This window comes from Actinoplanes lobatus, from assembly GCF_014205215.1.
In the GTDB taxonomy this organism is placed as follows: domain Bacteria; phylum Actinomycetota; class Actinomycetes; order Mycobacteriales; family Micromonosporaceae; genus Actinoplanes; species Actinoplanes lobatus.
In genome coordinates this window covers 4,841,740-4,868,614 of record NZ_JACHNC010000001.1, presented here as the reverse complement: position 1 = coordinate 4,868,614, position 26,875 = coordinate 4,841,740, and the positions used below count along the sequence as shown (strand labels likewise).

Genomic DNA, 26,875 nt, shown 5'->3' with positions numbered 1-26,875 from the left:
GGGGTCAGACCCGGGCGGTGTCGCGGCGGAACCGCCACATCGCACCGGCCGCGAACAGGCCGGTCCAGAGCACCACGTTGACGATCGCGGGCACCAGGTCGCCGGACCGGGTGAGCGGGTACCGGGCCAGTTCGCCGACGCCGTACACCGGGGTGAACTTCGCGATCGTGCCGAAGACGTCGCCCAGCTGGTCGAGCGGCACGAACAGGCCGCCCGCGAAGGACAGCACGGCCAGCAGCGGGCCGAGCAGCTGCATCACGTTCTCACTGGGCAGCAGGTAGCCCATGAACAGGCCGAACGCGGCGAACACCAGCGCGCTCACCCAGGCCAGCAGGCCGCAGCCGAGCCAGGCCGCCGCGGGCATCTCGGCCCCGGAGAAAGCACCGATCGCGAACACCACGACGACCGGCACCGCCCCGATGAGCATGGCGATGACCATCTTCACGGCGACGTACGCGAGCGGGCGCAGCGGGGTCAGCCGCAGTTGCCGGCTCCATCCGGCGGCCCGCTCGATCGCCACCATCGCGCCGCCCGAGGTGGTGGCCAGCATCGCCCCGTACACCGCCATGCTGACCATCACGTACGCGGTGACGTTGCCGACGCCGGCCGGCTCGGTCTTGTACTCCGACCCGGTGCCGAAGATCAGGAAGAACACCGGCGGCATGACCACGGTGAACACCACCGTGCGCTTGTTGCGCAGCAGCCGGCGCAGCTCCAGGCCGATCATGCCGGGGGTGAAGCCGCCGAGCGCGGGCCGGCGCCGTTCGATCGCCGTGGTCATGCCGGGTCCTCCTGGTCGGCGGTGAGGGTGAGGAAGGCGTCCTCCAGGTTCCGGGAGGTGATCTCCAGGTCCCGGGCCGCGGTATTGGTGAGCAGGTGCCGGGCGATCTCGTCGCTGTCACGCCCGCGCAGGTAGACGGTGTCGCCCCGGATCTCCGCGCTCTCCACGCCGGGCATCGCGTCCAGGCCGTCCTGCTCGGCGCCGGGCAGGGTGGCCCGGACGGTACGCCCCGCGGCCAGCGCCTTCACCTCGGCCGCGGTGCCGTCGGCGACGATCCGGCCGCGGCGCACCAGCACGATCCGGTCGGCGTAGGCGTCCGCCTCCTCCAGGTAGTGGGTGGCGAAGATGACCGTCCGGCCGCCCTCGGCGTCCTCCCGGATGGCGTCCCAGAAGTCGCGCCGCCCGCCGACGTCCATTCCGGTGGTCGGCTCGTCGAGGATGAGCAGCCGCGGGTCGGGCAGCAGCGCCATGGCGAACCGGAGCCGCTGCTGCTGGCCGCCCGAGCACTTCCCGACCAGGCGGTCCGCGATGTCGGCGATCCCGGCCCGCTCCAGCACGGCGGTCACCTCCGACCGGGAACGGCCGAACAGGACGGCGGTGAGGCGGACCGTCTCCTCGACGGTGAAGTCCTTGAGCAGGCCGCCGGTCTGCATGACCGCGGAGACCAGGCCCAGTTCGACGGCCTCCCGCGGGGAGCGCCCGTAGACCCGGACCGTCCCCTCGGTGGGCTGGGACAGTCCGAGCAGCATGTCCACGGTGGTCGTCTTGCCGGCGCCGTTCGGGCCGAGCAGGGCGACCACCTCTCCGGGGCGGATGCGCAGGTCTATTCCGTCCACGGCGGTGACCGGGCCGAAACGTTTGACCACGCCGTCCAGATCCACGGCCGTCCGCCCCGTGCCGGCGGCCGTGATATCGGTTGCGGTGAGTGTCATGCCCCGATCCTCGACCGCGGACCGCATCCGCTCCCCCGCCGTCCGTCACGGTCCCCCCATGACATCCGTCAGGGGTGGACGATCGCGGCGATCGCCTTCCGCCACGGTTCGCCGAGCGGCTGCTCCCGGTCCCCGGGGAAGATCGACGGCAGCCCGGCGTACCGGAATGCCCGGTCGAGCACCACCCAGTACGCGCCCCGGCTGCCCCCGGTGGGCACGGCCGCGAGGGCGACCCGTTCCAGGGTGGCGCGGTCGTCACGGCGCAGTGCGAGCAGGGCGGCGACGGTCCATTCCCGCCAGCCGACCGATTCGGTGGCCGGCCGGAGCCGCTCGATGTCGGCGGCCAGAGCGGTCACCGCGTGGTCGTCGCCGAGCAGCAGCACCGCTTTCGAGGCCAGCGCGGTGGTGAGCCGCAGCGGCATCCCGTACCGGTCGGCGGTCTCCGCCTGCTCGTCGCAGTCGGCGGGCGTGGCCTGCCCGGCGACCGCCCGCCGCCACAGGGCGGCGATCTCGTTCTCCTGCGCGACCCGGTGCCGGCCCAGCCGGCGCAGATGCCCGGCCCGCAGCCGGGGTCCGACGATCGCTTCGTCGAGGTCGCCGCGCTCCCAGGCGAGGTCGCTGCGCAGCCGCCGGGCCTCGGTCTCCTCGGCCGGCGGCCAGCGGCGCAACTGCATGTCGAGTTCGTCGAAGCGGCGCGCGGACAGCAGCGTCCGGCAGATCTGGTAGCGGATCAGCGACGAGTCCGGCTCCTGCCGGTGCATGGCCCGCAGTTCGGTCAGGGCTTCGTCGGCGCGGGCCAGGTCGCGCAGCCCGTAGCACAGGAACATCCGGGTGGCGCGGGCGATGTCGGGTGGTAGCGGCTCGCCGAGCAGGTCCCGGAAGTAGGCGACCCGTTCCGTCCGGCCGCGGTCGTGGCGGTAGCCGTCGAAGAAGCGGGCCAGGTTGCCGATCCAGGTGCGGTCGTCCAGCGGCGGCATCCGCTCGGCGGTCCGGGGCATGCTGGGCATCTCGAGCAGCGACCTGCGCAGCCAGTCGGCGCGCAGATCGTGGCCGGCGCAGAGCCGGGCCGCCTCCTCCAGGACGGCGAGGCGGCGTTCCACGTCGTCGAGGGTCTCGTCGTGCCGGGCCCGCAGCGCGTCCAGCAGCGTCCCGGCCCGGGCGCGGCGGTCGGCGGCCGTCCAGGCGCCCGGCTCGGCCACCGATTCGTCGATCAGCGCCTCCCGGACGACGTCGTGCAGCCGGTACGGGAACCACGGGTGATCCTGCCGGTTGACGAGGGTGCGACGGCAGAACCGGACGGCGTCGCCCTCGCTGCGCCCGGATCCGGCGGCCAGCAGCGCGGGGTCGAACTGCAGGAGCAGGCTCGCGGTCCGGGCGATGTCGCGCTCCGCCTCCGGCAGGTCGGCGAGGATCCGGGTGACCAGGGCCGGCATGGACCCGCCGAAGTGGTCCGGATCGGTGCCGCTCTGCCGGGCGATGGACAGCGACAGGTCGAGGTAGAGCGGCAGGCCGTGCGCGCCGTCACGGATCCGGCCGACCGCCTCGCGGCCCAGCTCCGGGTTGCCCCTGCTGCCGGAGGCACGCTCCAGGAACCGGGTGACGTCCTCGTCGGCGAGCCGGCCGACCAGATGCTGGCGGGGCTCGCCGGTGGCCGGCAGCACCAGTCCGGGCCAGCGGTCCGGCCCGGTCCGGGGCAGGCCGGGGACGTCCGGTGTGGCCCAGTCGAGCGAGCCGCGGCTGGTCAGCACCCACAACACACCGGGTGTCAGATAGACGATCCGGTTGAGCAGCGCCTCCTGGGTGCGGTCGCCGCCCTGCACGTACTCGGCGGCGTCGGCGAACGCGACGATCAGCGACCGTTCCGGGGCGACGAGGCGTTCCAGGTCCCAGGAGAGCAGTCCGGCGAGGGCGGCGGCCACGCCCTGGCCGGCGTTGCGGGCGGCCGCCTCGGCCACCCTCTCCAGCTGTGGGCAGTCGCGCAGGGCCCGGTCGTTCAGCCGCCTGGTGCGGATCGCGTCGTAGACGGCCAGCCCGGCCCGGACGGTGAGCTGGCCGAGCGCGAGGTCCTTGCCGGCGTCCTTGACCGCGTCGCCGACTGTGTCGATGAGCTGGCCGCGGACGTCGAACCGGGCCGGGTTGCGGAACTCCGGCAGCGGCTGGCCGGGCCGGGCGTGCGACCACCAGACGGTGAGGCCCAGATCGAACGCGGGGAACGGGCGGCCGGGCCCGGCGACCGCCCCGCGCAGGGCGAGCACCGCCCCGATCGCGTCGACCGTCTGCGACCCGTGGAAGTCCAGGCGTGCCGTGCGGACCGCGTGGTCGAGGCGGGGCGGTTCGGGCCAGCCGGTGCCGGCCGGGACCTCACCGTGCAGCCAGCGCTCCAGGCGCTGCGACAGCTCGGTCTTGCCGATGCCGCCGACGCCGTAGTAGGTGAGCACGTTGTCCCGGGCCGGGCGCTCCAGGACGGCGCGGCCCTCCAGCACGTTGGCCAGGTGGATGAGGGTGGCGGCCGCGAAGGCCTCGCTCTCCGGCACCCGGTCGGTGAACAGGTCCACCGCCGACCAGCCCGGCTCGAAGACGTCGTCCAGACTCACCGGCCCAGCCAAGCACAGTGGACGGCGGCCCACATCCTCCGGCCGTACGGCCGGAGATCGAGGGCCGGGCTTTCGCGGGCCGGAGCCGGCGACCGTGGGGCCGCCGGCTCCGGTGGAGCGGATCAGCTGAGCGTCTGGATGACGTTGCTGGTGAGCAGGCCCTGGTAGTACGAGCCGCCCGGGTAGTAGGTCGCGGTGGTGGTGCCGGCCACCGCGTCCGAGGCCCAGTTGACCGCGAAGGTCTGCAGGGCGGTGACGTTCTGCGCCTTCGAACTGCCGCCGGTCAGGGTGCAGAGCCAGTTGGTGGTGGCGCCCTCGGCGTCACAGTGTGAGCCGGTGGTGAGCCGGACCCCGAGGAACGGCCGGTCGACCCGGGCGAGCAGTTCCACGGTGCCGCTGGCGTTGCTGTTGGAGAGGTAGGGCGGCGAGGAGATCGCCGTGATCGGCAGCGAGGTTCCGTTCAGGCCGGTCAGGGCGTCCGCCATGTTGGTGCCGGACGGCGACTTCACCGGGTCGAGCAGTTGCAGGTAGGCCAGGTTCGCGAACGCGGCCGGGAACGTGGTGCGCAGCCGGTTGGCGATGTAGGTGACCGCGTCGCCGCCGGCCGAGTGCCCGGCCAGCACGTACTTCGTGGGCAGTGTGCTGCCGGAGCGCCCGGCCGTGGTCGCCGCCTTCGCGTAGCTGGTGGCGAGCGCCTTGGCCGGGGTGGTGGCCTCACCGATCCAGGCGGCGACGCTGTTCAGGAAGGCGGTGTTGTCTCCCTGGTTGCTGACCGTGCAGCCGCTGGAGTTGGTCGACGGCAGGGTCGGGGTGAAGACCAGGAATCCGGCGGCCTGGTATTTCCGGGCCAGCGCGGCGACGTTGCTGTTCGAGCGGGAGAAGCCGTGCTGGAGGAGGACCAGGGCCTTCGGGCTGGTGGTCTCGGGGAAGAACCAGTCGGCGTCCTGAGTGAGGGTCGAACTGCCGCAGGGGACGGTGATGTCACCGTCGACCTCGACCGCCGCGGCCTGAGCCGGCGCGGTGGTGGCGGCCAGGATGCCGGCGGACATGACGAGCATCGCCACGATGCGGCGTGGGGACAGGGACACGGGACCTCCAAGTGGTCAGCCGTAACACTCTCCGAAACAGGGTTTCCATTAGCTGCTATCGATGGGAGGCTGTCAAGGACGCAAAAAGCCCGGCACCCGCGTCAGCGGGCACCGGGCTGTACCCCGGCCGGGCGTCAGTCCTCGTAACGGGGAACCACGAGGGGGTGGCGGTACTCGTCACGCGCGGCGATGCCGGCCATCGACCGCAGGTACTGCCGCCGGGTGATCTCCCCGTCCAGGAGCTGCGCGCAGAGCACGCCCTCCAGGCTCTCCGGCGCGAAGAGCGCCTCCGGGATGCTCAGCGGCTCAGCCTCGGCTGACGCGTCCGCCCGCACCCCACGCACCGCGAGCACGCAGGCGGCGGCCAGGACCAGGATGAGAAGGGACAGGATCAGCATCGCCACCGCCTTGTCGATCACGCGGGACGTCGTGTCCCGCCTGACAGAGAGAACGGATCACAGGGCGTGTCGGTTCGACGATTTCTGTCACTCATAGCGACGAAGTTGCCGTCGAGGGCCCGGATGTCGCTACCCGTCGTCGGACCGTCGCAGCACGTCGAGCAGGAACCACTCGTCCTCGTGGTGCACGACCGGGGTGAGGCCGGCGGTGGCGAACAGCGCGGCGTGCGCGTTGAAGCCGTCGTAGTTGCCGCCGTTCTCCCGGTCCCGGAAGTGCACCGACACCAGGTCGCCGCCCGGCTCCAGCCGCTGGACCAGGCCGTCGAGCAGGGCGGTCAGGTCGGCCGCGGACAGGTAGTAGAGCAGGTCCCCGACGACGGCCAGGTCGAACGTGCCGTCCGGCAGGTCGGCCGGCAGCTCGGCGCGTTCGGCCCGGACGTTCGGCAGGTCGGCGGTGTTCTGCCGGAGCAGCTCGACGGCCTCGGGGACGCTGTCCACCGCCAGCACCTCGCCGCAGCGGCCGGCCAGCATCCGGGTGAGGGTGCCGACCGAGGCGCCCGGCTCGTAGCAGCGTTCGTACCGCTCGCGGGGCAGGCTCGCCATGGTCACCGCGAACTTGCGCCGGTCGTGCCACTTGCTGGCGATGTCCCACGGGTCGTCCTTCGCCAGGTAGAGCCCGGTGAAGTAGTCCAGGGAGACGGTGGTCTCGGGTGGCGCCGCGTCGCCCTCTGCTCGTGTCACAGCGAAATTCTGCCCCGCGCTCACCCGGCCTCGACCGTCAGGGTGCCGACGCCCTCGGCCGCGACCAGGTCGATGCCGCCGTCACCGTCACCGACGGTGAACACGGTGCGATTGTCGACGCCGCGGTCCCGGTCGCCGTAGAGGTCCACCTCGCCGGCGCCCCGCTGGAGCACCGCCCGGACCCGGGTCTTACCGTCCGTGATGATCTTCCAGTCCCGGACGCCGCCACCCATCGAGATCGGTACGACCGTGTCCTGGCGGGGCAGCGTGAGCTCGATCCGACGGGCGCCGCCGAGCAGGTCCACCCGGCCCACCCGGCCGCCGGTGAGGTCGAAGTCGCCGACCCGTACGCCGCCGCGCATCAGCACCGACCAGACCACCTCGGGGCTGAGCACCACGTCGATCCGGGCGGAGCCGTCGCGGCCGGTCTCGTCGACGAAGACCCGTACGGACGTGCCCTCGACCACGGTCCGTACCGTGATCCCGCTGTCCTGCGGGGTCGACACCGCGAACCAGCCCTCACCCGGGTCACCGATCCGCACGTCGAGTTCGGTGGTCCCCTCGGCCAGTTCGAAGGTGGCGGCGCCCGGGGCGGGCACGGGCGGCTCGGTGGTCTGCTCGGCGGCCGGCGGGGACGTCCCGATGGACACCGGCGGGCTGGCCGGGACAGCGGCCGGCGGGTTGACGAGGACCGGCGCCTGTGACCGCTCCGCCTCCCGGTCCGGCCCGAAGACCACCCAGAAGGTGCCGGCGATGACCAGCATGCCGGCCAGCAGCGGCAGGACCGGGCGCCAGAGCGGCCGGGGCGGCGGCGGGCCGATGTTGGTCAGCTCCAGGGTGGGCCGGTGGGTGGCCAGCGAGTTCCAGGCCGGGTCGGTCCGGACGGCTTCGGCACCGTCCAGTTCGTAGTGGTCGGCGGCCGGCCCGGATCGGTGCGGGGCATCCGGCCAATATTCCGATATATCGGGCAACTCAACCGGCTCGGCCGGGTCGCCGGTCGTAGGCACGACGGGACTGTCCACGCTGCTCTCTCCTCGAAGCGCACGGATGGATCCAGCCGGGGATACGGGCGCGCGGGCCGAACGGATCAACTGGGACCGCTCCCAAAGAATTGATGGGGCACTACCTCTTGCCCCGCGACACATAGACCGTGTAGATCCTTAACGGAACATTAAGTGCCAATGTGAGCGTTCTCCAGGAAGCGAATTGATGCCGGAAGACGACACCCGCGACGGACTGCGGGTCGGCGGCTGGATTCCGCCCTATTCACCCGGCGGGGCACCCACCGGGCCGATCCGGCCGACCGTCCAGCCCGCCCTACCCGGCGGGGCCCGCCCCCGTGACCATTTCCCCCGACTCCGCGGCTCCGTGACGACGCGCCCCCGCCTCGTTCTGGCCGCCGCCCTCTGTCTCGCCTGCGCGGCCACCGCCGCGGTCGCCGTCGCCCTGGACGCCGCCCGCGGTCCCGAACCGGTGGCCGCCGAGTTCACCTTCCCGGCCGCGGCGCCACCGGACTGGCCCGCCTGGCCGCTCGATCCCGGCGCGTCCGACGTGCCGGTCAGCGTCCAGCCATCCCCACCAGCGAGTTCACTCTCCGCGACACCGCCCGGCCGGCACACCACGGCGCCGGCCACCACGGCGGTGTCGACCCGTACCGCGACCAAGAAGCCGACCCGCACGGCCACCACCACGAAACCCGCGCCGGTGTCACTCTCCGTGGGCTCGACAGCCGGCCTGGCGGCGGCCGACGAGACCACACTGCGTGTCCGGCACCGCAATTACCGGGGCCGCCTGGACCGGATCGGCAGCCGCGAACGGGACGACGCCAACTTCCGGATCCGTAGCGGACTCGCGAACAGCGGCTGCGTCTCGCTCGAATCTGTTAACTTTCCCGGATATTATTTGCGGCACCGGAACTTCGAAATCCGGCTGGACCGGATCGACGGCAGTGAGCTTTTCCGTCAGGACGCCACTTTCTGTCCACTGACGATTCGCTCAGGTGCCGCGCTCGTGTTGCGTTCCAACAATTATCCGGGGCACTATGTCGTCTCCGACGACCAGTGGTTGCGGATCGTGGAGACCTCCGCGGAGCGGGCCACCGCGTTCGTGCCGCGGGCCGCGCTCTGACCGCTCCCCGGCCGGCCCATCCGGCCGGGGAGCGGTCAGGCTCCGCTCAGTTGCGGAAGACCGCGACTCCCCGCGCCTCCAGCACCTCGGGGGCGCCGGGGAGGACGCGCAGGTCCACCGGCTGGTCGGTGCGGTTGATCAGGAACCAGTGGTCGCCGCGGATCGCCAGCTCCACCCGCCCGGCCAGCTCGGCCGGCAACTCGCCGGTCACCCCGGCGGGGCCGAGCAGCCGCGGCAACAGCCCGGCGAGCCCGTCCGGGCCGAGGCGCGTGGAGACGTACGCCGCGGAGCCGGCACCCACCCGCCGCCGGGTGACCGCCGCCCGGTCCGCCTGCTCGCCGGTCTTGTAACGGGCCAGCACCTCGACGTCCGGGCCGGTCACGTCGATCCGGTCGGTCCACAGTGTGCCGGTGGCGCCGTCGTCCAGCGTGACGCTCTCGCCGTCGAGCAGCGGCCCGAACTCCTCGATCCGGATGCCGAGCAGGTCACGCAGCGCGCCCGGGTAGCCGCCCAGCCAGACGTGGTCGTTCTCGTCCACGATCCCGGAGAAGTACGTGGTGACCAGGTGCCCGCCCGCGGCGACCCAGCCGTCCAGCCGGTCCGCGAGGGCGGCCGGGACCACGTGCAGGACCGGGGCGATGAGCAGCCGGTACTCCTCCAGCGGCCCGCCGGCCGGCACCACGTCGGCACGGATCCCGGCATCCAGCAGCGCGGTGTACCAGTCCAGCGCCTCCTGCCGGTACCGCAGCCGGTCGGTCGGGTGGGAGTCCTGCTCGGCCGTCCACCACGACTCCCAGTCGAAGACGATGCCGACCGCGGCGCGGCGGCGGCGTGAGCCGGCGATGGGCGCCAGCTCACGCAGCCGCTCCCCCAGCCGGACCACACTCCGGAAGAGGTCGCTGCCGGTCCCGGCGTGCGGCAGCATCGCCGAGTGGTACTTCTCCGCGCCGGCCCGCGACTGCCGCCACTGGAAGAAGCAGACCGCGTCGGCGCCGTGCGCCACGTGGGTCAGCGAGTCGCGGGCCAGTTCGCCCGGCTTCTTCGCCACGTTGACCGGCTGCCAGTTGACCGCGCTGGTGGAGTGCTCCATCAGGAACCACGGCTCGCCGCCGGCGATGTTGCCGGTCAGGTTGGCCGAGAAGGACAGCTCGTCACGGGCCTGCGGGCCGGGCAGCACGTAGTGGTCGTTGGAGACGAAGTCGACCTCGGCCGCCCAGTCGGCGTAGTTCATCGGCTTCATCTCGCCCATCACCATGAAGTTCGTGGTGACCGGCACCTCCGGGGTGATCCGCCGGAGCAGGTCCCGCTCGGCCCGCAGATGGTCCTTGAGGGCGTCCGAGGAGAACCGCTTGAAGTCGAGCTGCTGGGTCGGGTTCGGGTGCGAGGCGGCCAGGCGGGGCGGCAGGATCTCCTCGAAGTCGTCGTACCGCTGGGACCAGAAGGCGGTGCCCCAGGCGTGGTTGAGCGCTTCGACATCGCCGTAGCGCTCCCGCAGCCAGACCCGGAAGGCGCGCGCCGCGTCGTCCGAGTAGTCGTACACGTTGTGGCAGCCCAGCTCGTTGTTGACGTGCCAGGCGACCAGCGCCGGATGGTCGGCGTACCGGGTGGCCAGCTCGCTCACCAGGCGCAGCGCGTGCTCCCGGAAGACCGGCGAGGTGGGCCGCCAGTGCTGACGGGCGCCCGGCCAGAGGATCTCCCCGGTCCGGGTGACCGGCAGGATCTCCGGGTGCTCACGGGTCAGCCAGGGCGGCGGCGAGGCGGTGGCGGTGGCCAGGTCGACGGTGATGCCCCCGGCGTGCAGCAGGTCCATCACCTCGTCCAGCCACGCGAAGTCGTACTCGCCGTCGCGGGGCTCCAGCCGTGCCCAGGAGAAGATGGCGAGGCTGACGATGGTGACGCCGGCCTCGCGCATCGCGCGTACGTCGTCGTCCCAGACCTCGCGGGGCCACTGGTCGGGGTTGTAGTCGGCGCCGAATTCCAGACGCGCCGACCCGGCGCGGCGAAGCCAGCGCCGGGTCGTCTCGTTGCTCTGTGTCATTTAACCGTGAAACCCTGTTCCTGGCCGTACTTGACCGAAGCGTCCTGCCATGCCTTCAGCCCGTCCGTGAGCGTTCCCTGCCCGAGGTACGCCTTGCCCACCGTGTCGCCGTAGATGCTGTTGGCGTAGACCTGGAAGGGCAGGTAGGACCATCCGGTGACGACCTGCCCGGCGGACTCGGCGAGCACCTCGTTGACCTTCTGGCCACCGAAGTACGGGAACTCCTTGTTCTTGAACTCCGGCGCGGCGAGGTGCTTGGTGGTCGCCGGGAAGGCGCCGTCGTCGATACGGGTCTGCGCGCCCTCGTCGACGGCCGCGTACTTCAGGAACGCGTACGCGAGGGTCTTGTTGGCGCTCTTCTCCGGGATGGCCAGCGAGCTGCCGCCGTTCTCCGCGGTGGCCTTGCCGCCGGCCTCCCACTGCGGCATCGGGGCGACCCGCCACTTGCCGTTGGCGGCCGCCGCGCCCTTCTCCAGGTTGCTCGGCATCCAGGCGCCGGTGACCAGGGTGGCGATGGTGCCGTCGCCGAGGCCCTTGTACCACTCGTCGGTCCAGCCGACGACCGGTGAGAGCAGCTTGGCGTCGAGCAGCTTCTGCCACTGGGTGGCGAACTTCGTGCTGCCCGGGTCGGCGAAGTTGACCCCGACGTCGGTGCCGCTGACCGTGTACGGCTTGCCGCCCGCCTGCCAGATCAGGCTGGTGGTGAACCCGGCGTCGCCGCTGTCGCTGGTGATGTACGCCTTCGGGTCGGCCTTGTGCAGTTTCTCGGCGGCGGCCGCGTACTCCTCCCAGGTCGTCGGGACGGCGATGCCGTGCTTGTCGAAGACCTCCTTGTTGTAGAAGAGCGCCATCGGGCCGGAGTCGATCGGGAAGCCGTAGATCTTGTCGCCGGCGTGCACCGCGTTCCAGGTGCCCGGGGTGAACGTGCCGTCCAGCGACGCGGCCCCGTACGTGTTCAGGTCCGCCACCGACTTGGCCAGCGCGAACTGCGGCAGCGCGTAGTACTCGATCTGCGCCACGTCGGGGATCCCGGTGCCGGCCGTGATCGCGTTCTGGAGGGCGGTGTACTGGTCGTTGCCCGTACCCGCGTTGGTGAGGTTGATCTTGACCTTGGGGTATTTGGTCTGGAAGTCGGCGGCGACCTTGGTGATCGTGGTGTCCCACGCCCAGACGGTCAGGTTGCCGCCCGCCTCCAGGGCGGCCGCGATGTCCGCCTCGGTGACCGTGGTCGGGGCCGCGGCGCCGTCCTCGGTGTCGTCCGAACCGGAGCAGCCGGTGGCCATGAGGGTTATCGACAGGGCCGCGCCGAGTAGCGCACGCCGTCGGGTGATCGACATATGAATCCCTTCGGTGATGGGGGATCTATTGCTTTACGCTCCCCGCGGCCAGGCCCTGCTGCCAGTAGCGCTGGAGCATCAGGAAGGCGACGGTGAGGGGGATGATGGTGAGCAGGGAGCCGGTGATCACGAGGTCGAAGACGACGTCGCCGCCGACCGTGTTGGCCTGCCTGTTCCAGGAGTAGAGGCCCAGCGTGAGCGGGTAGAGGTCGGCGTTCTTCAGCATGATCAGCGGCATGAAGAAGTTGTTCCAGGCCGCCACCAGGTTGAACAGCAGCACCGTGACGAGACCGGGCGCCAGCAGCGGCAGCGCGAGCTTGAAGAAGATCCGGAACTCACCGGCCCCGTCGCACCGGGCCGACTCCAGGATCTCGTTCGGCACCGCCTCCGTGGAGTAGGTCCACATCAGGTAGAGGCCGAACGGCGACACCAGCGACGGGATGATCACCGCCCACGGGGTGTCGGTGAGCCCCATCTTCGCGAACAGCAGGAACGTCGGCACGGCCAGCGCGGTGGGCGGGACCGCGATCCCGCCGAGCACCACGGCGAACACCGCGCGGCGGCCGCGGAAGTCGAACTTGGCCAGGCCGTACCCGGCGAGCGCGGCCAGCAGGGTCGCTCCCCCGGCGCCGACCACCACGTAGATCACCGTGTTGAGCACCCAGCGGCCGAAGATGCCGTCCTGATAGGTGAACGTGTCGGCGATGTTGTCGAAGAGGGCGAACTCCCCACCGAACCAGAGCCCGAACGTGGCGAGCAGGTCCTCCTGGGTCTTCGAGGCGCTGATGAACAGCCAGGCCAGCGGCAGGATCGCGTACGCCAGCATCACGCCGGTGACCACGGTGAGAACGGCGCTGCGCCGGCGCGGCTTGCGGGCCGCGGGTTTCAGCGGGGGGCGGCCCGGACGGCGCGCCGCCGCCCGGACGGTGGGCGTGGCGGTCATCGGGCCTCCCCCCGCATGGCGCGAAGCTGGAAGAGGTAGGCCACGACCATCGTCGCCACACCCATCAGCAGCGCGACAGTGGCCGAGTAGTTGATCTGCTGCCCGGCGAACGACAGCTGGTAGGCGTAGATGTTCGGGGTGAAGTAGGTGGTGATCGAGTTCGGCGCCAGGCTGTCCAGCACCTGCGGCTCGTTGAAGAGCTGGAAACTGCCGACGATCGAGAAGATCGTGGCGACGACCAGCGGCCCGCGCAGCGCCGGCAGCTTGATCGCCCGGATGATCCGCAGCTCGCCGGCCCCGTCGATCGCGGCCGCCTCGTAGAGCGAGGCGTCGATCACCTTCAGGCCGGAGTACAGGATGAGCATGTTGTAGCCGACGTATTCCCAGGTCACGATGTTGCCGATGGTGGCGAGGATCCAGCCCGGCGCCAGCGGGTCGGGCAGGTTCAGGCCCAGCGCCTCGTTGATGCTGCCGACCAGGCCGAACCGGATGCCGTAGAGGAAGCCGGCCATCAGGGTGGCGACGACCGACGGCACCGCGTACGGCAGGAAGATCGCGACCCGGAAGAACCCGGCGCCGTAGAGCCGCCCGCTGTCGATGGCGAGCGCCACCAGCAGGGCCAGCCCGAGCATGATCGGCACCTGGATCAGCAGGAAGAGCACGACCCGGGTGATCGACTCCCAGAACTGCGGGTCGCTGAGCGCCTTGGTGTAGTTCTCCAGGCCGACGAAGGTGGTGCCGCCGACCAGCCGGGTGCGGAACACGCTGAGGTACGCCGAGTACGCGATCGGCGCCAGGAAGACCAGCGTGAAGAGCGCGAGGAACGGAGCGGTGAACTGCCACCCGATCCATGAACGCCGGGTCAAACCTGCCCCCTTCCGAGGATGTTTACGTAAACATCAGCGTCATGTTTACGTAAACATGACTGCCGTATAGTGGCACGGGCCACAAATCACGGTCAAGGAGTGATCAAGATCGAACCACCACGGCTGCGCGCCTCCTCGGACGTCCCCGGCGGCCGTCGCAAACAGCGCGTGTCCATGGCCGACGTGGCCCGCCTCGCCGGGGTCTCCTCACAGACCGTCTCGCGCGTCGCCAACGGCTCGCCCGGTGTCGTGGAGACCACCCGTGAGCAGGTGCTCGCCGCGATGAGCGAGCTCGGCTACCGGCCCAACAGCGCGGCCCGCTCGCTGCGCTACGGGCGGTTCAACACGATCGGGGTGATCCTGTTCGGGCTGTCCTCCATCGGCAACAGCCGGACGGTGGAGGCGATCGCCACCCACGCGGCCGCCGAGGGGTACGCGATAACGCTCATCCCGGTCGGCGCGCCCACCCAGGACAACGTCCTGGGAGCGTTCACAAGAATGGGCGAGCTCGCGGTCGACGGCGTCATTCTCATCATCGAGGTGCACCTTCTCGACGCGGCCGCGGTGACCCTTCCGCCGGGCGCGCACGTGGTGGTCGTCGACTCCGACGCCGGCGACCGCTACCCGGTCGTCGACACCGACCAGGCCGACGGCGCCCGGCAGGCCGTCCGGCATCTGCTCGACCTGGGACACCGCACCGTCTGGCACCTGGCCGGGCCGGCCGGGTCGTTCTCCGCCGAACGCCGCGCCTCGGCCTGGCGCCAGGTCCTCGAGGAGGCCGGCCGGCCGGTGCCCGCGCTCGAACGCGGCGACTGGTCCGCCGACTCCGGTTACCGGGCCGGGCTGCGGCTGGCCGGCGACCCGTCCTGCACCGCCATCTTCGCGGCCAACGACCAGATGGCCCTCGGCGTGCTCCGGGCCCTGCACGAGCGCGGCCGCCGGGTGCCGGAGGAGGTCAGCGTGGTCGGGTTCGACGACATCGCCGACGCCGGTTCCTACCTGCCCCCGCTGACCACCGTGCACCAGGACTTCGCCGAGGTGGGACGGCGCTGCGTGGACGCCCTGCTGCGCCAGATCCACGACGAGCCGACCGGGCCGGGCACCGACCTGGTCGCCACCCGCCTGGTGATCCGGGCCAGCACCGCCGCTCCCGAAGTCTGATCAGGGACTGCGCGCGCCGCCGGCCGAGTGGATGCTTCAGGGGGAAGAACGTCTACCCGGAGGAGAAGCGCATGCCATCGAGACTCAGTGCCGGCGAGATCCTGGAACGGGCCCGCGCCGGTGCCGAGACGGCCGCGGCCGGCCGGGTCTTCGGCCCGCCGATCGAGCGTGACGGCGTCACCATCGTCCCGGTCGCCGTCGTCAGCGGGGGCGGCGGCGGGGGCACCGGCAGCGGGACGGCCCCGGGCGACGACCCCGAGGCCGGCGACACCCCGCAGGGCGAGGGCTCCGGCGGCGGGTTCGGCTTCACCGCCCGCCCGGCCGGCATCTACGTCATCCGCGACGGCGACGCCCACTGGCGGCCCGCCGTCGACGTCAACAAGATCGTCATCGGCGGTCAGGTGATCGCTGTCGTGGCCCTGCTGGTCGCCCGGTCGGTCCTGCGCCACTACCGCCGCCGCCGCTGACGGCGGCCCTGTTGGTCGCCCAGCCGGTCTCGCGTCACTTGCCGCCGCCGCTGACGGCGGCCCTCAGGAGCCGGAGTCCCCGGCCAGGCGGCGCTCACCGATCTCCCAGGCGAGGATGTACTGCCGGATCACCTTGGCCACGTCCTCCTTGGCGCCGAACCGGAGAATCAGGTGCTCGCCCGGATCGCCGTGCGGCGCCTGGCGGATCGTGTGGACGACACCGCTCAGCCGGGCCTCGGCGTCGCCCAACCACACCGTCGCCTCCACCCGGTCCCCCTGGGACAGGGTGGTCGGCTGGTCGATCCAGCAGCGCAGGCCGCCCTCGCTGATGTCGAGCAGCGCGCCCTCGGCCGACTGGCCGTTGACCCCGGTCTCCAGCTGGACCACCGCGCCCGCCCCGCCCCGGACGAACTCGCGCCGGTTGTCGTGGCGGGCGCCGCCGGCCGGCACGAGCGTCCACCGCGGCGGCGAGTCGGAGATCTCGGTCAGGCGGCAGGGCAGCACGACCCGGGTCCGCGGCGGGGCCCAGAAGATCTCGATCTCGCGGCCCGGCTCGAACACGGTCAGGCCGGTGGTCTCCAGCGGTGCGCTGAGCAGGAGCGCGCCGCCGTCGATCGCCAGGAGTTTCGACCGGAGATTCAGGCCCTCACCCATGGCGAGAAAGACCGTGCCGCCGATCTCCGGCAACTCGATCGGCGGCGCGCCCTCCACCGCGGGGACGGACATCGAACCGGCTACACCGTTACTCATTTGCTACCTGCCACCTCACGAAAGACGCCGTTACCGGCAGTTCGGACGCCCTCCCATCGGCGGGCCGCACCCGAATGTGAACCAACCCGGCCGGATCATGTTCGCTCCGGCGCCGGTTCGGGGTAGCGGGCCAGCCGGAGACGGCGCGCGAACAGCGCCAGAGTGAGGCCGGAGCAGAGCAGCCAGACCACCGCCGCGTGAGCGAGACCACGCCACAGCAGGTCGGCGCCACCGCCGTCGACGGCGTAGGTGCCGATCTCCCGGGCCGACCAGAACGGCATGAACTTCGCGATCGTGCCGGCCGGGTCGGCGAGCATCTGCACGGCACAGACCGAGAGCAGGGCCAGGGCGCCCTCCAGCTCGCGGGGCAGCAGCGCGCCGACCAGGCTGCCGAACGGCGCCGCGATCAGGGCGGTGATCCCCATCATGAGGGCGATCGCCCAGGACCGGTCGATGTCCTGGTCGATGCCGACCAGGACCAGGTATCCGCCGGCCAGCAGCAGGCCGAAGCCGCTCATTGCGATCAGGCGGCCGCCGATGATGCCGGCCACCGAGGCGCCGGAGAGGCGCAGCCGGGGGTCGACGCCGCGGGCCGAGTTCACCACGAAGAGGGTGAGGGTGGAGACGGCCCAGGCGATGCCGAGGGTGAGCATGCGGGTGGACTGGCCGGTCAGGTCCCGCCGCACCAGGTAGAACCAGAGCGGCAGGGAGATCACCAGCAGCAGCGCGGTCCGCCGCCGGCCCACCTCGCGGGCCGACAGCCCGGCCACCGTCAACGCGGTCATCGGTCTCCTCCGCTGTGTGCGCCCAGGTCCAGCACGTGATCGACGTTCGCCAGCTCGTGCAGCAGGTGGGTGACCACGACCACGGCCCGGCCGGCGTCGCGCCACTCCCGCACCTGACGCCAGAAATCCAGGTACGACCCCTGGTCGAACCCCTGGTACGGCTCGTCGAGCAGCAGCAGGTCCGGGCCGTGCAGCTCGCCCAGGACCAGGTTCAGCTTCTGCCGGGTGCCGCCGGACAGCTCCTGCACCGGCTGGTGGCGGCCGGGACGCCAGGCGAGGCGGGACGCGAGATGCGTACCGGTGGACCGGGCCTTGCGTGGCGCCATGCCGGCGGCGGCCCCGAAGAGGGTGAAATGCTCCTCGGCCGTGAGCCAGCCCGCGGTGCCGCCGTCCTGCGGGACGAAACCCACCCGGCGGGTCCGCCGGACGTCGCCGCCGGTGGGGCGGGTGAGCCCGGCGCAGATGCGCAGCAGGGTGGACTTGCCGCAGCCGTTGGCGCCGACGACGGCGGCCACCTCGCCACCGCGGACGGTGAGGTCGACGCCGGAGAAGACCTCGCGCCTGCGGTACCGCTTGCTCACCCCGGTCAGCCGCAGCAGCACCGGCCCGGGCAGCGAGGGGACCGCCGCGGTCGGCGCCTGGAGCTCGGTGACGAGATGACGGGCGTACAGGTGTGCCGGGCCGAAGAACCGGTCCGGGTCGGCGGCGTGCTCACCGGCCTGGGCGGCGGTCTCCGCGCCCAGTTGCCGGGCCCGCTCCGGTTGCACGCCGAGCCGGACCAGCTCCGCCTCGAACCGTGATGGCCAATCACTCATCGAACGCGCTCCCCGATCAGGGAGTCGACGCCGTCGCGGAAGCCGCGCCACTCCTCGGCCTGCGCGTTGAGCGTGTCGAGCCCGGCCGGGGTGATCGCGTAGTACTTCCGGCGCGGCCCGGAGCCGGACGGCGCCCAGCTCGGTGAGGCCAGCCCCTGCTGTTCCAGGCGCAGCAGCGCCGGGTAGAGGGTGCCGCCGGGAATGTCGGCGACGCCTGCCGCGGCCAGCCGCTGGGCCAGCCCGTACCCGTAATCGGGCTGGTCACGCAGCATCGCGAGCAGGCAGAGATCGAGGAAACCGTGCAGCCACGGCCGGGGGGTCATGTAGGCAGGCTAGCTGCTTAGCAGATTACCTATCTACCGGGGCCGGAAAAATAGTTCGGGATTCGACTGCACAGATCGGCCCCGGGGTGCGTCGATGAGGGTGTGACCTTCGAGCAGTTCGCGTTGGCCCGCCTGCCCAGCCTGCTGCGCTACGCGGTCGTCCTCACCGGCGACCGTGATCTCGCGCAGGACGTCGTTCAGGAGGTGCTGGCGCGGGCCCAGACCCGATGGCGGCGCATCAGCGACGCCGACTCCCCGGAGGCGTATGTCCGGCGCATGGTGCTCAACGAGTACCTGTCCTGGCGGCGCAGCTGGGCGGTCCGGCACGTGCACGCGGCCGGCGAGCGCCTGATCGAGCTGGACGACGCGCGCGGCGGTGTGCGCGACCACGCGGACGGCGTGGTCGAGGCCGACGCGCTGTGGCACCGGCTCGCCGCGCTCGGCCGCAAGCAACGGGCCGTGCTGGTGCTGCGCTACTACGAGCAGCTGGACGACGACGCGATCGCCGACCTGCTCGGATGCACGGCCGCCACGGTGCGCAGCCACGCGTCGAGGGCACTGAGAACCCTCCGGCTCGACCAGGAGTCGGACTTGCGAGTACCTGCCGAGGAGAGGTCGTGACCGAGCACGGAGACCGGCTGCGGGAAGCCTTCATCACCCACGAGAACCAGACGCCGGATCCCGCCGCGGTCTACGCCCGCGTCGAAGAGCTGGCCCGTAAGCACAAGTGGCGCCGCCGCTCGGTGCAGGCCGCGGGCGGGGTGGCGCTCAGCGCCGGCCTGATCGCGGGCATCACCCAGATGCCGGGGTTCCTGCCCGGCGAGGCGGCGCCGTCCGGCCCTGTCATCGAGGTCGCCGCACCGAGTGCCGCGCCGTCGTACACCGACGACCAGGCCTTCGACGCCTACTTCGGGGCCGGGTTCGGTTACACCAACGCTCTGGAGCTGGCCAAGCTCTGGAACATGACCGACACCCAGGCGGGCGACATCAAGCTGCTCGCCGGGCGGAAACTGCTGGCCGGGGAGACCCTGCCGGTCCAGCCGAAGCCGAACACCGAGGGCGTTCCGGGGCAGACCGAGGACGGTCGCAACTCGGAGGCGTTCTTCAACGGGGGCTACGACTGGGACGACGCCGTCAAGCTCGCCAAGCTGTGGAAGCTCGACGACCCGTACCAGGCCAAGATCGAGGGTGGCAAGCGGCTGCTGGCCGGCGAGACCCTGCCGATCAAGCCGGACCCGAAGCAGCTCGAGGAAGCCCGTAAGTCGAAGCTGGCGACGATCTTCTGGGAGGCCGGTTACGACGGCGAGGACGCCGCGAAACTGGCCAAGCTGTGGAAGATGGACAGCAACGACACGTACGCCGTGAAGGTCGAAGCGGGCCGTCGCCTGGAAGCCGGCGAGACCCTCCCGATCAAGCCGTGATTCCCGGGCTGCGCCGGCGCATCGGCTTCGAGATCGAGCTGATGGCCCCACCCGGGGTCAGCCGGCGCACGCTCGCGCTGGACCTGGCCGGACGCTGCGGAGGCAGTGTCCGGCCGGTGTGGCACCACGACAGCGAGCCGTCCCTGGTTCCCGGCCTGGGACGGTTCCTGCACCTCACCCAGGGTTTCGAGGTGCGCCGGCCGGACGGTTCGCCGCTGTGCACGCTGGTCGACGACATCACCCTGACGCACGGGCTCGACCCCCGGGCGCCGGCCCTCCCCGGCTGGTTCCGGGTGCTGACCGACGACACCCGGCTGCTGCGCCTGCTCTCCGCCCGCTGCGATCCCGGGACCACCCTGCCCCGGGTGCTGGAGCCGGCGGCCGACCTGTGGGGCACCACGGTCGAACGGCACGGCGACATCTACCGCCTGAACGACGCGGCCGGCGCCACGATCGCCCTGGCCTCCCCCGCCGGCGGCGAACGGGAACGCCCCTGCGAGATCATCACCCCACCGCTGTCGGCGGACCATCACGCGGAGCTGTCGTTCCTGCTCGGGGCCGCCCGGGGGCTCGGTTTCACGGTCCCGCACGAGGCGGCCGTGCACCTGCACGTCGACGGCGGCCCGTTCCGCTCACCGGCGGCGCTGGCCAATCTGATCCGGCTGTTCGCGCACTGGCGGGAGCCGTTGCGGACGCTGCTGGCCACCAATCCGGCCTGCCGCCGTCTGGCCCCGCTGCCGGAGCCGCTGGTGGATGTCGTCGCCGGAGCGCCCACGACCGCCGAGCTACGCCAGGCAGCCCAAACCGGACAGATCACGAAATTTTATGATGTGAATCTGACGCAGGTGCTGACCGACGCCCCTCCCCTGCGCGACACCGTGGAGATCCGGATCCTCCCCGGCGCCATCGACGCGGACGAGATCGTGCACCGCGCCGCCCTGGTCGAGCTCCTGCTCGACCGCTGCCTCGACCCGACCCCGATCCCCTCGGGCCCGGCGACCCCCGACGCGCTCCTGGAGATGGCCGCGGCAACCCTAGTTCAAGATCAATAACCCCCCTTCCGGTACGGGGTGGAGCGCTCCCGGACACATTCCGGCCGTCCCGTGGCGCACCGCGACGCCCGTGCGTGGCACGGACCGTGCCGCGCCCGCCGGGCTTGAGCGGGTGGTCCAGCCGGTTGTGGGGCCTGCCTCAATGGCAGGCCCCACAACAAGCCGAGTGAGGTCGGCCCGGCAGGGCGGGGCAGGCGGGCCTGCCCTGCCGGGTGGTCGAGGGTGCGGCGCTGGTGGGCGGTCAGGTGGGTTGCCGGTGTTCGGCCAGGTCGGCGAGGATGTCGCGGGCGGCGGGGGCGATGCGGGGCGGCACGCCCAGGTCCTCGAGCAGCTCGGTGGCGGCGGCCATCTCCTCGCGGCGGCGAACCGCGTGCTTGACGGAGCCGTCGATCAGGCGGTCCAGGGTGCCGGCGTCGCTGCGGATCAGCTCCTCGCGGATGTTGCCGCGCAGCCACTCCTCCAGACCGGCGGCCCGGGCGGCGGTCAGGGCCTCGGTGACGGCGGCGGCCATGCCCTTGTAGAAGACGCTGCGCAGCAGTTTGCGGGTGGCGGCCGCACCGACCGGGCCGTCCAGCACGGTGACCGTCGCGCCGTACTCGCCGAGCACGGTGGCGAACTCGGCGGCGGCCGGGCCGCTGGCGGTCATCGGGGTGTGCAGCCCACGGCCGGGCACCGGGGACATCAGGGCGACGTCGACCACCCGTACCGTCTGGCCGCCGAGCGCCGCGAGCGTCTCCTTGAGGCCGGGTGTCGCGGTGTTGAGATCGGCCCAGATCGTGCCGGGGGCCAGCGACGGCAGTGAGTCGCGTAGGGCGTCCGCCGCGTCGGCGGCGCTGTTGACGCTGAGCACGATCGACGCGCCGGCGCACGCCTCGGCGTCGCTGCCGGCGGCCCGCACCCCGGCCGGGGGCGGGACCTTCGGGTCGTAGCCCTGGACGGTGGCGCCCGCGGCGACCAGGCCGGCCGCGATGAGACCACCCGCCTCACCCAGGCCGAGGACGGCGATGACGGTTCCCGTCATGAAAGGACCTCCGAGTCAACAGTCTTCGTCATGGGAGGGACTCCAGGTGCTGCATGGCCCGTAGGGCCGTGATCGTGGCGGCGATCTGGGCCCGCATGGCGGCCTCGGCCGCCTCCGGGTCGCGGTCGAGGATCGCGGTGACGATGCGCTCGTGCCGGTCCAGGGACACCTCGGGGCGGGCGGGTAGCAGGGACAGGATGAACTGGTGCCGCAGGAGCCGGCCGCGCAGGGTCTCGGTGACCGTGTCGGCGGTGCGGTGGGCGGCGATCCGGCGGATCAGGTCGTGCAGGTGCTGTTCCAGGTCACGGTAGCGCCGCTGGGCGCCGGTCTCGGCGGCCCGCCGCAGCAGGGCGACGGTCTCGGCCAGTTCGGCGGCCTGCTGATCGGTGATCCGTTCGGCGGCGCGGGCCGCGACGAGGCCGTCCACCACCATGCGGATCTCGGTGACCTCGACGGCCTCGTGGGTGGAGACCTTGCGGACCCGGGCGCCGCGGCGGGGTGGCACCTCGATCAGTCCTTCGGCGCAGAGTTCGGCCAGTGCGGCGCGGACCGCGAACCGGGTGGCGCCGAAGCGGCTCATCAGGTCGGTTTCCACGAGGCGCTCCCCCGGGGTGAACTCGCCCTGGAGGATGCCCTCACGCACCGCGTCCCGCACGGCGGCGACGACCGGGGCTGCGGGCACACGCGCCTCCTCAAGGACCGGCGGAACTGATTGACGGCGAGTGTTCCAACCCGGCGACAGGATTGTCAACAATTGTTTCGCCGAGATCGTTGGCCTAGGCTCGGTCGAGTAACCGCGCCTCCGAGGCAGCTCTGCCGCGCGGATTGTTGACAATGTTGTTGGTAATCGGATGGGAAGACGCGATGACCGATTCGACCCTGGTACTCACCGCCCACCCCGGCGATTTCGTCTGGCGTGCCGGCGGGGCGATCGCCCTGGCGGCGTCCCGCGGTCAGCGTGTGGTGATCGGCTGCATGAGCTTCGGCGAACGCGGCGAGTCGGCCTCGCTCTGGCGCAAGGGGTACACGTTGCAGCAGGTCAAGGACCACCGCCGGGCCGAGGCCGAACAGGCCGCGAAGGTGCTGGGCGCGGAGATCCGGTTCTTCGACGCCGACGACTACCCGCTCGTCGAGACGCCGCGGCTGCTCCAAGGGCTGATCGACCTGTACCGGGAGGTGCAGCCGTCGGTCGTGCTGACCCACGCGGCGGCCGACCCGTACAACGGCGACCACGCGTTCGCGCACGCCATCGCGCTCAAGGCCCGGATCCTGGCGCAGGCGCCGGGCGTCGAGGGACCGGGCGAGGTCATCGGGGCGCCGCCGGTGTTCAGCTTCGAGCCGCACCAGCCGGAGCAGTGCGGTTTCCTCCCGAACGTGCTGCTCGACATCACCGCGGTGTGGGAGACCAAGCGCGAGGCCATGCGGATTCTGGCCGCGCAGAAGCACCTGCACACCTACTACACCGAGCTGGGCAGCCGCCGCGGCCTCCAGGCGTCGCGCAACTCCGGGCCGAACCTGGGGCTGCCGAACGACACCTACGCCGAGGCCTACATGCGGCTCTACCCGCAGGTCACCCAGGAGTTGTCCTGATGACCCGGCACGTCGTCGTCCGTACCGGGAAAAGGGTGTCCGAAGAGGTCTTGAAAGGCCTGGCGGAGGCCGGCGCGTCCACGGCGCACGAGGCGGACGGCCGGCGCGGCGCGGTCTCCCCCGATCTGCGGCCGATCCAGGCGGGCGCCCGGATCGCCGGCAGCGCGGTGACCGTCTCCTGCCATCCCGGCGACAATCTGATGATCCACGCGGCCGTGGAGCAGGTGCGGCCCGGTGACGTCGTGGTCGTCACGACCACCTCGCCGTCGACCGACGGGATGCTGGGCGACCTGCTGGCCACCTCGCTGCGGGCCCGGGGCGCGATCGGCGTGGTCCTGGACGCCGGGGTTCGCGACGTGGCCGAGCTGCGGGAGATGGGTTTCCCGGTGTGGTCGCGGGCGGTCAGCACGCAGGGCACGGTGAAGGCCAGCCCGGGGTCGGTGAACGTGCCGGTCGTGGTGGGCGGTCAGGTCGTCAGTCCCGGTGACGCGATCGTCGCCGACGACGACGGTGTCGTGGTGATCCCGCACGAGCGGGCGGCCGCGGTCCTGGCGGCGGCGCGGGCGCGTACCGCGAACGAGGACGCCAAGCGGGCCCGGCTCGCCGCGGGTGAGCTGGGCCTGGACATGTACCACCTGCGGCCGCTGCTGGAAGAGCTCGGCGTCGTGTACGTGGACGAGCCATGAGCTCCCGAGTGGGGGAACAGTCATGAGCGTCCCCGTGGTGATCATGCGTGGGGGCACGTCCAAGGGGGCGTACTTCCTCCGGGAGGATCTGCCCGCGGACGAGACCGAGCGGGACGCCCTGCTGCTGTCGGTGATGGGCTCACCGGATCCGCGGCAGATCGACGGCATCGGCGGCGGCCACCCGCTGACCAGCAAGGTCGCCGTGGTCAGCGCCTCGGACGATCCGGAGGCCGACGTCGACTACCTGTTCCTCCAGGTGCAGGTGGATCAGCCGCGGGTCAGCGCGGAGCAGCCGTGCGGCAACATCCTGGCCGGGGTCGGCCCGTTCGCCGTCGAGCGCGGCCTGGTGGCGGCCTCCGGCGACGTCACCCCGGTACGCGTCCGCATGGTCAACACCGGCGCCCTGGCCGTGGTCTCGGTCCCCACTCCCGGCGGCCGGGTCGAGTACGCCGGGGACACCGCGCTCAGCGGCGTGCCCGGCACGGCGGCCCGCATCGAGGTGGAGTTCCGGGACACGGCCGGCTCGGTCGCCCCGGGGCTGCTGCCCACCGGCCGGATCGTCGACGATCTGGACGGCGTCCCGGCGACCCTGATCGACAACGGGATGCCGGTGGTCCTGATGGCCGCCGCGTCACTGGGTGTCACCGGCGAGGAGACTCCGGCCGAACTGGAGGCGGACGGTCGTCTGCGCCGCCGGGTCGAGGAGTTGCGCCTGCTCGCCGGCAAGATGATGGGCCTCGGTGACGTGAGCGCGACGACCGTACCGAAGATGTGTCTGATCTCGCCGCCGACCGAGGGTGGCACGCTGAGCACGCGCATGTTCATCCCGCATCGCGTGCACGCGTCGATCGGGGTGCTCGCCGCCGTCACCGTCGGGACCGCCGTGGCGATGCCCGGCAGCGTGGCGCACACCGAGGCCGGCGACACCATCCGGCTGGAGCATCCGACCGGTTTCTCCGACGTGGTCATCGACGCCGAAGCCGGCCGGTCCGCGATCGTCAGCACCGCCCGCCTGATCATGGAGGGGCGGGTCCATCCCCGTCGCAACACGGAAGGGGCCATCATCCATGGCTGAGAAGATCCGCGACATCGCCCACGTCTCCGCGGTGGAGCTGCTGACCCCGGTCCTCGACGACACGGTCCGGTTCTTCACCGACACGATGGCGATGGAGGTCGTCGAGCGGCGCGGGAACAGCGCCTACCTGCACGCCTGGGACGACTACGAGAGCTTCACCGTGAAGGTGACCGGCGCGGGCGCCTCCGGGATCGGCCGCACCTGGTTGCGGGCCCGCAGCCCGGAGGCGCTGGAGCGGCGGGTGCGCGACATCGAGACCGCCGGGCTCGGCGAGGGGTGGAGCAAGGACGAGCCGGGGTACGGGCCGGTCTTCCACTTCACCGACCCGGACGGGCACCCGTTCGGTCTCTACTACGAGACCCAGCGGTACGTGGCCTCGGACGCCACCCGCCCGTCGCTGAAGAACCAGGCCGCGCGGTTCCCGGGCCGCGGCTCGAACGTGCGGCGGCTGGACCACGTCAACTTCCTGGCGCGGGACGTGCCGCCGAACGCGGACTTCGTGGCGACCGCGCTGACCGGCCGGGCCAGCGAGCAGATCGTGCTGAACGACGGCACGCGGGCGGCGGTCTGGTACACGTTCAGCGACAAGTCCTACGACGTCGTCTACACCCGGGACTGGACCGGTTCGCGGGGCCGGCTGCACCACGTGGCGTTCGCGACCGACACCCGGGAGGACATCCTGCGCGCCGCGGACGTCTTCCTGGAGGCCGGCGTGCACATCGAGACCGGGCCGCACAAGCACGCCATCCAGCAGACCTTCTTCCTGTACGTCTGGGAGCCCGGCGGCAACCGCATCGAACTCTGCAACGCGGGCGCCCGGCTGCTGCTCGCCCCGGACCACGAGGTGGTCACGTGGACCGAGGCGGAACGCGCCAAGGGCCAGGCCTGGGGCTTGAAGACGATCGAGTCCTTCCACACCCACGGCACGCCGCCGGTCGCCGAGGCCGAGTGGGCGTAGTGACGGCCTAGCCGTGGGCCGCCGGGGTGTCCTCCAGCGACCGGAGCACCTCCACCACGCTCGCGATGTGCTCGCGCATGGCCGTCTCGGCGGCCGCCGGGTCACGGTCGCGGATCGCCGTGATGATGCGCTCGTGCTGCGGCAGCGAGACGGCCGGCCGGCCGGGCAGCAGTGACAGCATGAACTGGTGCCGGGCCAGCTGGGCGCGCAGCGTGCCGATCAGCCGGTCCGCGGTGGCGTGGTCGCCGATCTTCCGGATCAGGCCGTGGAGGCGCTGGTTGAGGTCGCTGTAGCGGCGGAACTCGCCGGCCTCCACGGCGCGGCGCATGAGCAGGCCGATCTCGTCGAGCTCGCTGGCCTCGGCCTCGGTGACGCGTTCCGCGGCCTGTGCCGCCACCAGGCCTTCCAGCACCATCCGCACCTGGGTGATCTCGATCGTCTCGGCCAGCGAGATCTTGCGGACGTGGGCGCCGCGGTTGCGCAGGATCTCGACCAGGCCCTCACCGGCGAGGTCCTGCAGGGCCAGCCGGATGTTGAACCGGCTCACCCCGAACCGCTCGATCAGCTGCGCCTCGACCAGGCGTTCGCCGGGCATGTACTCCCCGGCCAGGATCGCGGTGCGCAGTTCGTCGCGTGCGGTCGCCTTGTCCTTCCCGTCAGCCGTGCCACGTGGCCGTGACCGGCGTACGCCGGTGAGGTTCTTCTCCGCAGACATGTGGATCCCGTCGTCCCGTGCCGACAGCCTGTTCAGTGCCGGTACGATACCGCGCTCTCCTGATCACCGCCGGTCAAGATCTTCGCTGTTCCCGAAGGCATCGACGCTGATTGTCAACAATCTCCTGGACTTCACCCACGCTGAGAAGCTGCAACGACATGAGCTGGACAGATACGTGAAACTGATTGTTGACAATCATGAGAACAACAAG

The 26,875-nt window shown here is 71.6% G+C and carries 28 protein-coding genes; 10 read left to right on the top strand and 18 right to left on the bottom strand.

All coding sequences use genetic code 11. The features are described from left to right. Positions 1–4: 4 nt before the first annotated feature. The 7 genes from BJ964_RS22475 to BJ964_RS22445 form a co-directional block, all read right to left on the bottom strand. Entirely contained in the window at positions 5–781 is a 777-nt protein-coding gene (locus BJ964_RS22475) for an ABC transporter permease (protein WP_188122511.1), read from the bottom strand. After that, on the bottom strand, positions 778–1,713 hold the full coding sequence (locus BJ964_RS22470) for an ABC transporter ATP-binding protein (protein ID WP_188122510.1): 936 nt from the start codon (positions 1,711–1,713) through the stop codon (positions 778–780). The genes BJ964_RS22475 and BJ964_RS22470 overlap by 4 nt, the downstream gene beginning before the upstream one ends. Before the next feature lie 68 nt (positions 1,714–1,781). Further along, a complete protein-coding gene (locus BJ964_RS22465; protein ID WP_188122509.1) occupies positions 1,782–4,307 on the bottom strand; it encodes a hypothetical protein in 2,526 nt (841 codons plus the stop codon). Positions 4,308–4,429: 122 nt separating this feature from the next. Further along, positions 4,430–5,395: an alpha/beta fold hydrolase gene (locus BJ964_RS22460; RefSeq protein ID WP_188122508.1), complete on the bottom strand. Its 966-nt coding sequence runs from the start codon at positions 5,393–5,395 to the stop codon at positions 4,430–4,432. 134 nt (positions 5,396–5,529) lie between these two features. Continuing rightward, complete coding sequence (locus BJ964_RS22455; protein WP_229806927.1) at positions 5,530–5,814, bottom strand: hypothetical protein; 285 nt, start codon at positions 5,812–5,814, stop codon at positions 5,530–5,532. Positions 5,815–5,922: 108 nt separating this feature from the next. After that, on the bottom strand, positions 5,923–6,534 hold the full coding sequence (locus BJ964_RS22450; RefSeq protein ID WP_188122507.1) for a class I SAM-dependent methyltransferase: 612 nt from the start codon (positions 6,532–6,534) through the stop codon (positions 5,923–5,925). A 20-nt stretch (positions 6,535–6,554) separates the two neighbouring features. Next, positions 6,555–7,556, bottom strand: coding sequence for a hypothetical protein (locus BJ964_RS22445; RefSeq protein ID WP_188122506.1), 1,002 nt, complete (start codon positions 7,554–7,556; stop codon positions 6,555–6,557). 187 nt (positions 7,557–7,743) lie between these two features. Between BJ964_RS22445 and BJ964_RS48085 the strand changes: the two genes are divergently transcribed. Further along, positions 7,744–8,661 carry an AbfB domain-containing protein gene (locus tag BJ964_RS48085; protein ID WP_188122505.1) on the top strand — a complete coding sequence of 306 codons (918 nt, stop codon included), beginning with the start codon at positions 7,744–7,746 and terminating at the stop codon, positions 8,659–8,661. 46 nt (positions 8,662–8,707) lie between these two features. Here BJ964_RS48085 and BJ964_RS22435 read toward each other — a convergent pair whose 3' ends face one another. The 4 genes from BJ964_RS22435 to BJ964_RS22420 are packed head-to-tail and all read right to left on the bottom strand — an operon-like array spanning position 8,708 to position 13,845. Next, complete coding sequence (locus BJ964_RS22435) at positions 8,708–10,699, bottom strand: beta-galactosidase (RefSeq protein WP_188122504.1); 1,992 nt, start codon at positions 10,697–10,699, stop codon at positions 8,708–8,710. Beyond that, positions 10,696–12,036 (bottom strand): ABC transporter substrate-binding protein, encoded by a 1,341-nt coding sequence (locus BJ964_RS22430; RefSeq protein ID WP_188122503.1) that lies wholly within the window; start codon positions 12,034–12,036, stop codon positions 10,696–10,698. Before BJ964_RS22430 ends, BJ964_RS22435 begins: the two co-directional genes overlap by 4 nt. Positions 12,037–12,061: 25 nt before the next feature. After that, on the bottom strand, positions 12,062–12,979 hold the full coding sequence (locus BJ964_RS22425; protein ID WP_188122502.1) for a carbohydrate ABC transporter permease: 918 nt from the start codon (positions 12,977–12,979) through the stop codon (positions 12,062–12,064). Next, positions 12,976–13,845 (bottom strand): carbohydrate ABC transporter permease, encoded by an 870-nt coding sequence (locus BJ964_RS22420; RefSeq protein ID WP_188122501.1) that lies wholly within the window; start codon positions 13,843–13,845, stop codon positions 12,976–12,978. Before BJ964_RS22420 ends, BJ964_RS22425 begins: the two co-directional genes overlap by 4 nt. Before the next feature lie 99 nt (positions 13,846–13,944). Here BJ964_RS22420 and BJ964_RS22415 point away from each other — a divergent pair, with 99 nt between their 5' ends. Together BJ964_RS22415 and BJ964_RS22410 are read left to right on the top strand one after the other, a co-directional pair. Next, positions 13,945–15,006, top strand: coding sequence for a LacI family DNA-binding transcriptional regulator (locus BJ964_RS22415; RefSeq protein ID WP_229806926.1), 1,062 nt, complete (start codon positions 13,945–13,947; stop codon positions 15,004–15,006). A gap of 71 nt (positions 15,007–15,077) precedes the next feature. Beyond that, positions 15,078–15,473, top strand: a complete 396-nt coding sequence (locus BJ964_RS22410; RefSeq protein ID WP_203832635.1) for a spore germination protein GerW family protein — start codon at positions 15,078–15,080, stop codon at positions 15,471–15,473. A 63-nt stretch (positions 15,474–15,536) separates the two neighbouring features. On the opposite strand, the gene BJ964_RS22405 is transcribed toward BJ964_RS22410, so the two are convergent. The 4 genes from BJ964_RS22405 to BJ964_RS22390 form a co-directional block, all read right to left on the bottom strand. After that, positions 15,537–16,223: a PilZ domain-containing protein gene (locus tag BJ964_RS22405; protein WP_229806925.1), complete on the bottom strand. Its 687-nt coding sequence runs from the start codon at positions 16,221–16,223 to the stop codon at positions 15,537–15,539. Positions 16,224–16,318: 95 nt separating this feature from the next. Then, a complete protein-coding gene (locus BJ964_RS22400; RefSeq protein ID WP_188122500.1) occupies positions 16,319–17,008 on the bottom strand; it encodes an ABC transporter permease in 690 nt (229 codons plus the stop codon). Then, a complete protein-coding gene (locus tag BJ964_RS22395; protein WP_188122499.1) occupies positions 17,005–17,823 on the bottom strand; it encodes an ATP-binding cassette domain-containing protein in 819 nt (272 codons plus the stop codon). The genes BJ964_RS22400 and BJ964_RS22395 overlap by 4 nt, the downstream gene beginning before the upstream one ends. Next, entirely contained in the window at positions 17,820–18,146 is a 327-nt protein-coding gene (locus tag BJ964_RS22390) for a PadR family transcriptional regulator (RefSeq protein WP_188122498.1), read from the bottom strand. The genes BJ964_RS22395 and BJ964_RS22390 overlap by 4 nt, the downstream gene beginning before the upstream one ends. Positions 18,147–18,248: 102 nt before the next feature. Here BJ964_RS22390 and BJ964_RS22385 point away from each other — a divergent pair, with 102 nt between their 5' ends. The 3 genes from BJ964_RS22385 to BJ964_RS22375 are packed head-to-tail and all read left to right on the top strand — an operon-like array spanning position 18,249 to position 20,619. After that, positions 18,249–18,767 carry a SigE family RNA polymerase sigma factor gene (locus tag BJ964_RS22385; RefSeq protein ID WP_188122497.1) on the top strand — a complete coding sequence of 173 codons (519 nt, stop codon included), beginning with the start codon at positions 18,249–18,251 and terminating at the stop codon, positions 18,765–18,767. Further along, positions 18,764–19,567 carry a hypothetical protein gene (locus tag BJ964_RS22380; RefSeq protein WP_188122496.1) on the top strand — a complete coding sequence of 268 codons (804 nt, stop codon included), beginning with the start codon at positions 18,764–18,766 and terminating at the stop codon, positions 19,565–19,567. Before BJ964_RS22385 ends, BJ964_RS22380 begins: the two co-directional genes overlap by 4 nt. Then, a complete protein-coding gene (locus tag BJ964_RS22375) occupies positions 19,564–20,619 on the top strand; it encodes an amidoligase family protein (protein ID WP_188122495.1) in 1,056 nt (351 codons plus the stop codon). The genes BJ964_RS22380 and BJ964_RS22375 overlap by 4 nt, the downstream gene beginning before the upstream one ends. A gap of 241 nt (positions 20,620–20,860) precedes the next feature. Here the strand turns inward: BJ964_RS22375 and BJ964_RS22370 are convergent, their stop codons facing one another. Next, complete coding sequence (locus BJ964_RS22370) at positions 20,861–21,640, bottom strand: DUF1932 domain-containing protein (protein ID WP_188122494.1); 780 nt, start codon at positions 21,638–21,640, stop codon at positions 20,861–20,863. Between the two features lie 28 nt (positions 21,641–21,668). Beyond that, positions 21,669–22,322, bottom strand: a complete 654-nt coding sequence (locus BJ964_RS22365) for a GntR family transcriptional regulator (protein WP_229806924.1) — start codon at positions 22,320–22,322, stop codon at positions 21,669–21,671. A gap of 182 nt (positions 22,323–22,504) precedes the next feature. Between BJ964_RS22365 and BJ964_RS22360 the strand changes: the two genes are divergently transcribed. Genes BJ964_RS22360 through BJ964_RS22345 form a run of 4 tightly spaced genes read left to right on the top strand, consistent with a single transcriptional unit; the run spans position 22,505 to position 25,949 of the window. Beyond that, positions 22,505–23,230, top strand: coding sequence for a PIG-L deacetylase family protein (locus tag BJ964_RS22360; protein ID WP_229806923.1), 726 nt, complete (start codon positions 22,505–22,507; stop codon positions 23,228–23,230). Then, a complete protein-coding gene (locus BJ964_RS22355) occupies positions 23,230–23,916 on the top strand; it encodes a 4-carboxy-4-hydroxy-2-oxoadipate aldolase/oxaloacetate decarboxylase (RefSeq protein ID WP_188122492.1) in 687 nt (228 codons plus the stop codon). Before BJ964_RS22360 ends, BJ964_RS22355 begins: the two co-directional genes overlap by 1 nt. A gap of 22 nt (positions 23,917–23,938) precedes the next feature. Beyond that, positions 23,939–24,991, top strand: a complete 1,053-nt coding sequence (locus BJ964_RS22350; protein ID WP_188122491.1) for a 4-oxalomesaconate tautomerase — start codon at positions 23,939–23,941, stop codon at positions 24,989–24,991. Further along, positions 24,984–25,949 carry a VOC family protein gene (locus BJ964_RS22345; RefSeq protein WP_188122490.1) on the top strand — a complete coding sequence of 322 codons (966 nt, stop codon included), beginning with the start codon at positions 24,984–24,986 and terminating at the stop codon, positions 25,947–25,949. Before BJ964_RS22350 ends, BJ964_RS22345 begins: the two co-directional genes overlap by 8 nt. A gap of 7 nt (positions 25,950–25,956) precedes the next feature. On the opposite strand, the gene BJ964_RS22340 is transcribed toward BJ964_RS22345, so the two are convergent. Beyond that, on the bottom strand, positions 25,957–26,664 hold the full coding sequence (locus BJ964_RS22340; protein WP_188122489.1) for a GntR family transcriptional regulator: 708 nt from the start codon (positions 26,662–26,664) through the stop codon (positions 25,957–25,959). Positions 26,665–26,875 lie beyond the last annotated feature (211 nt).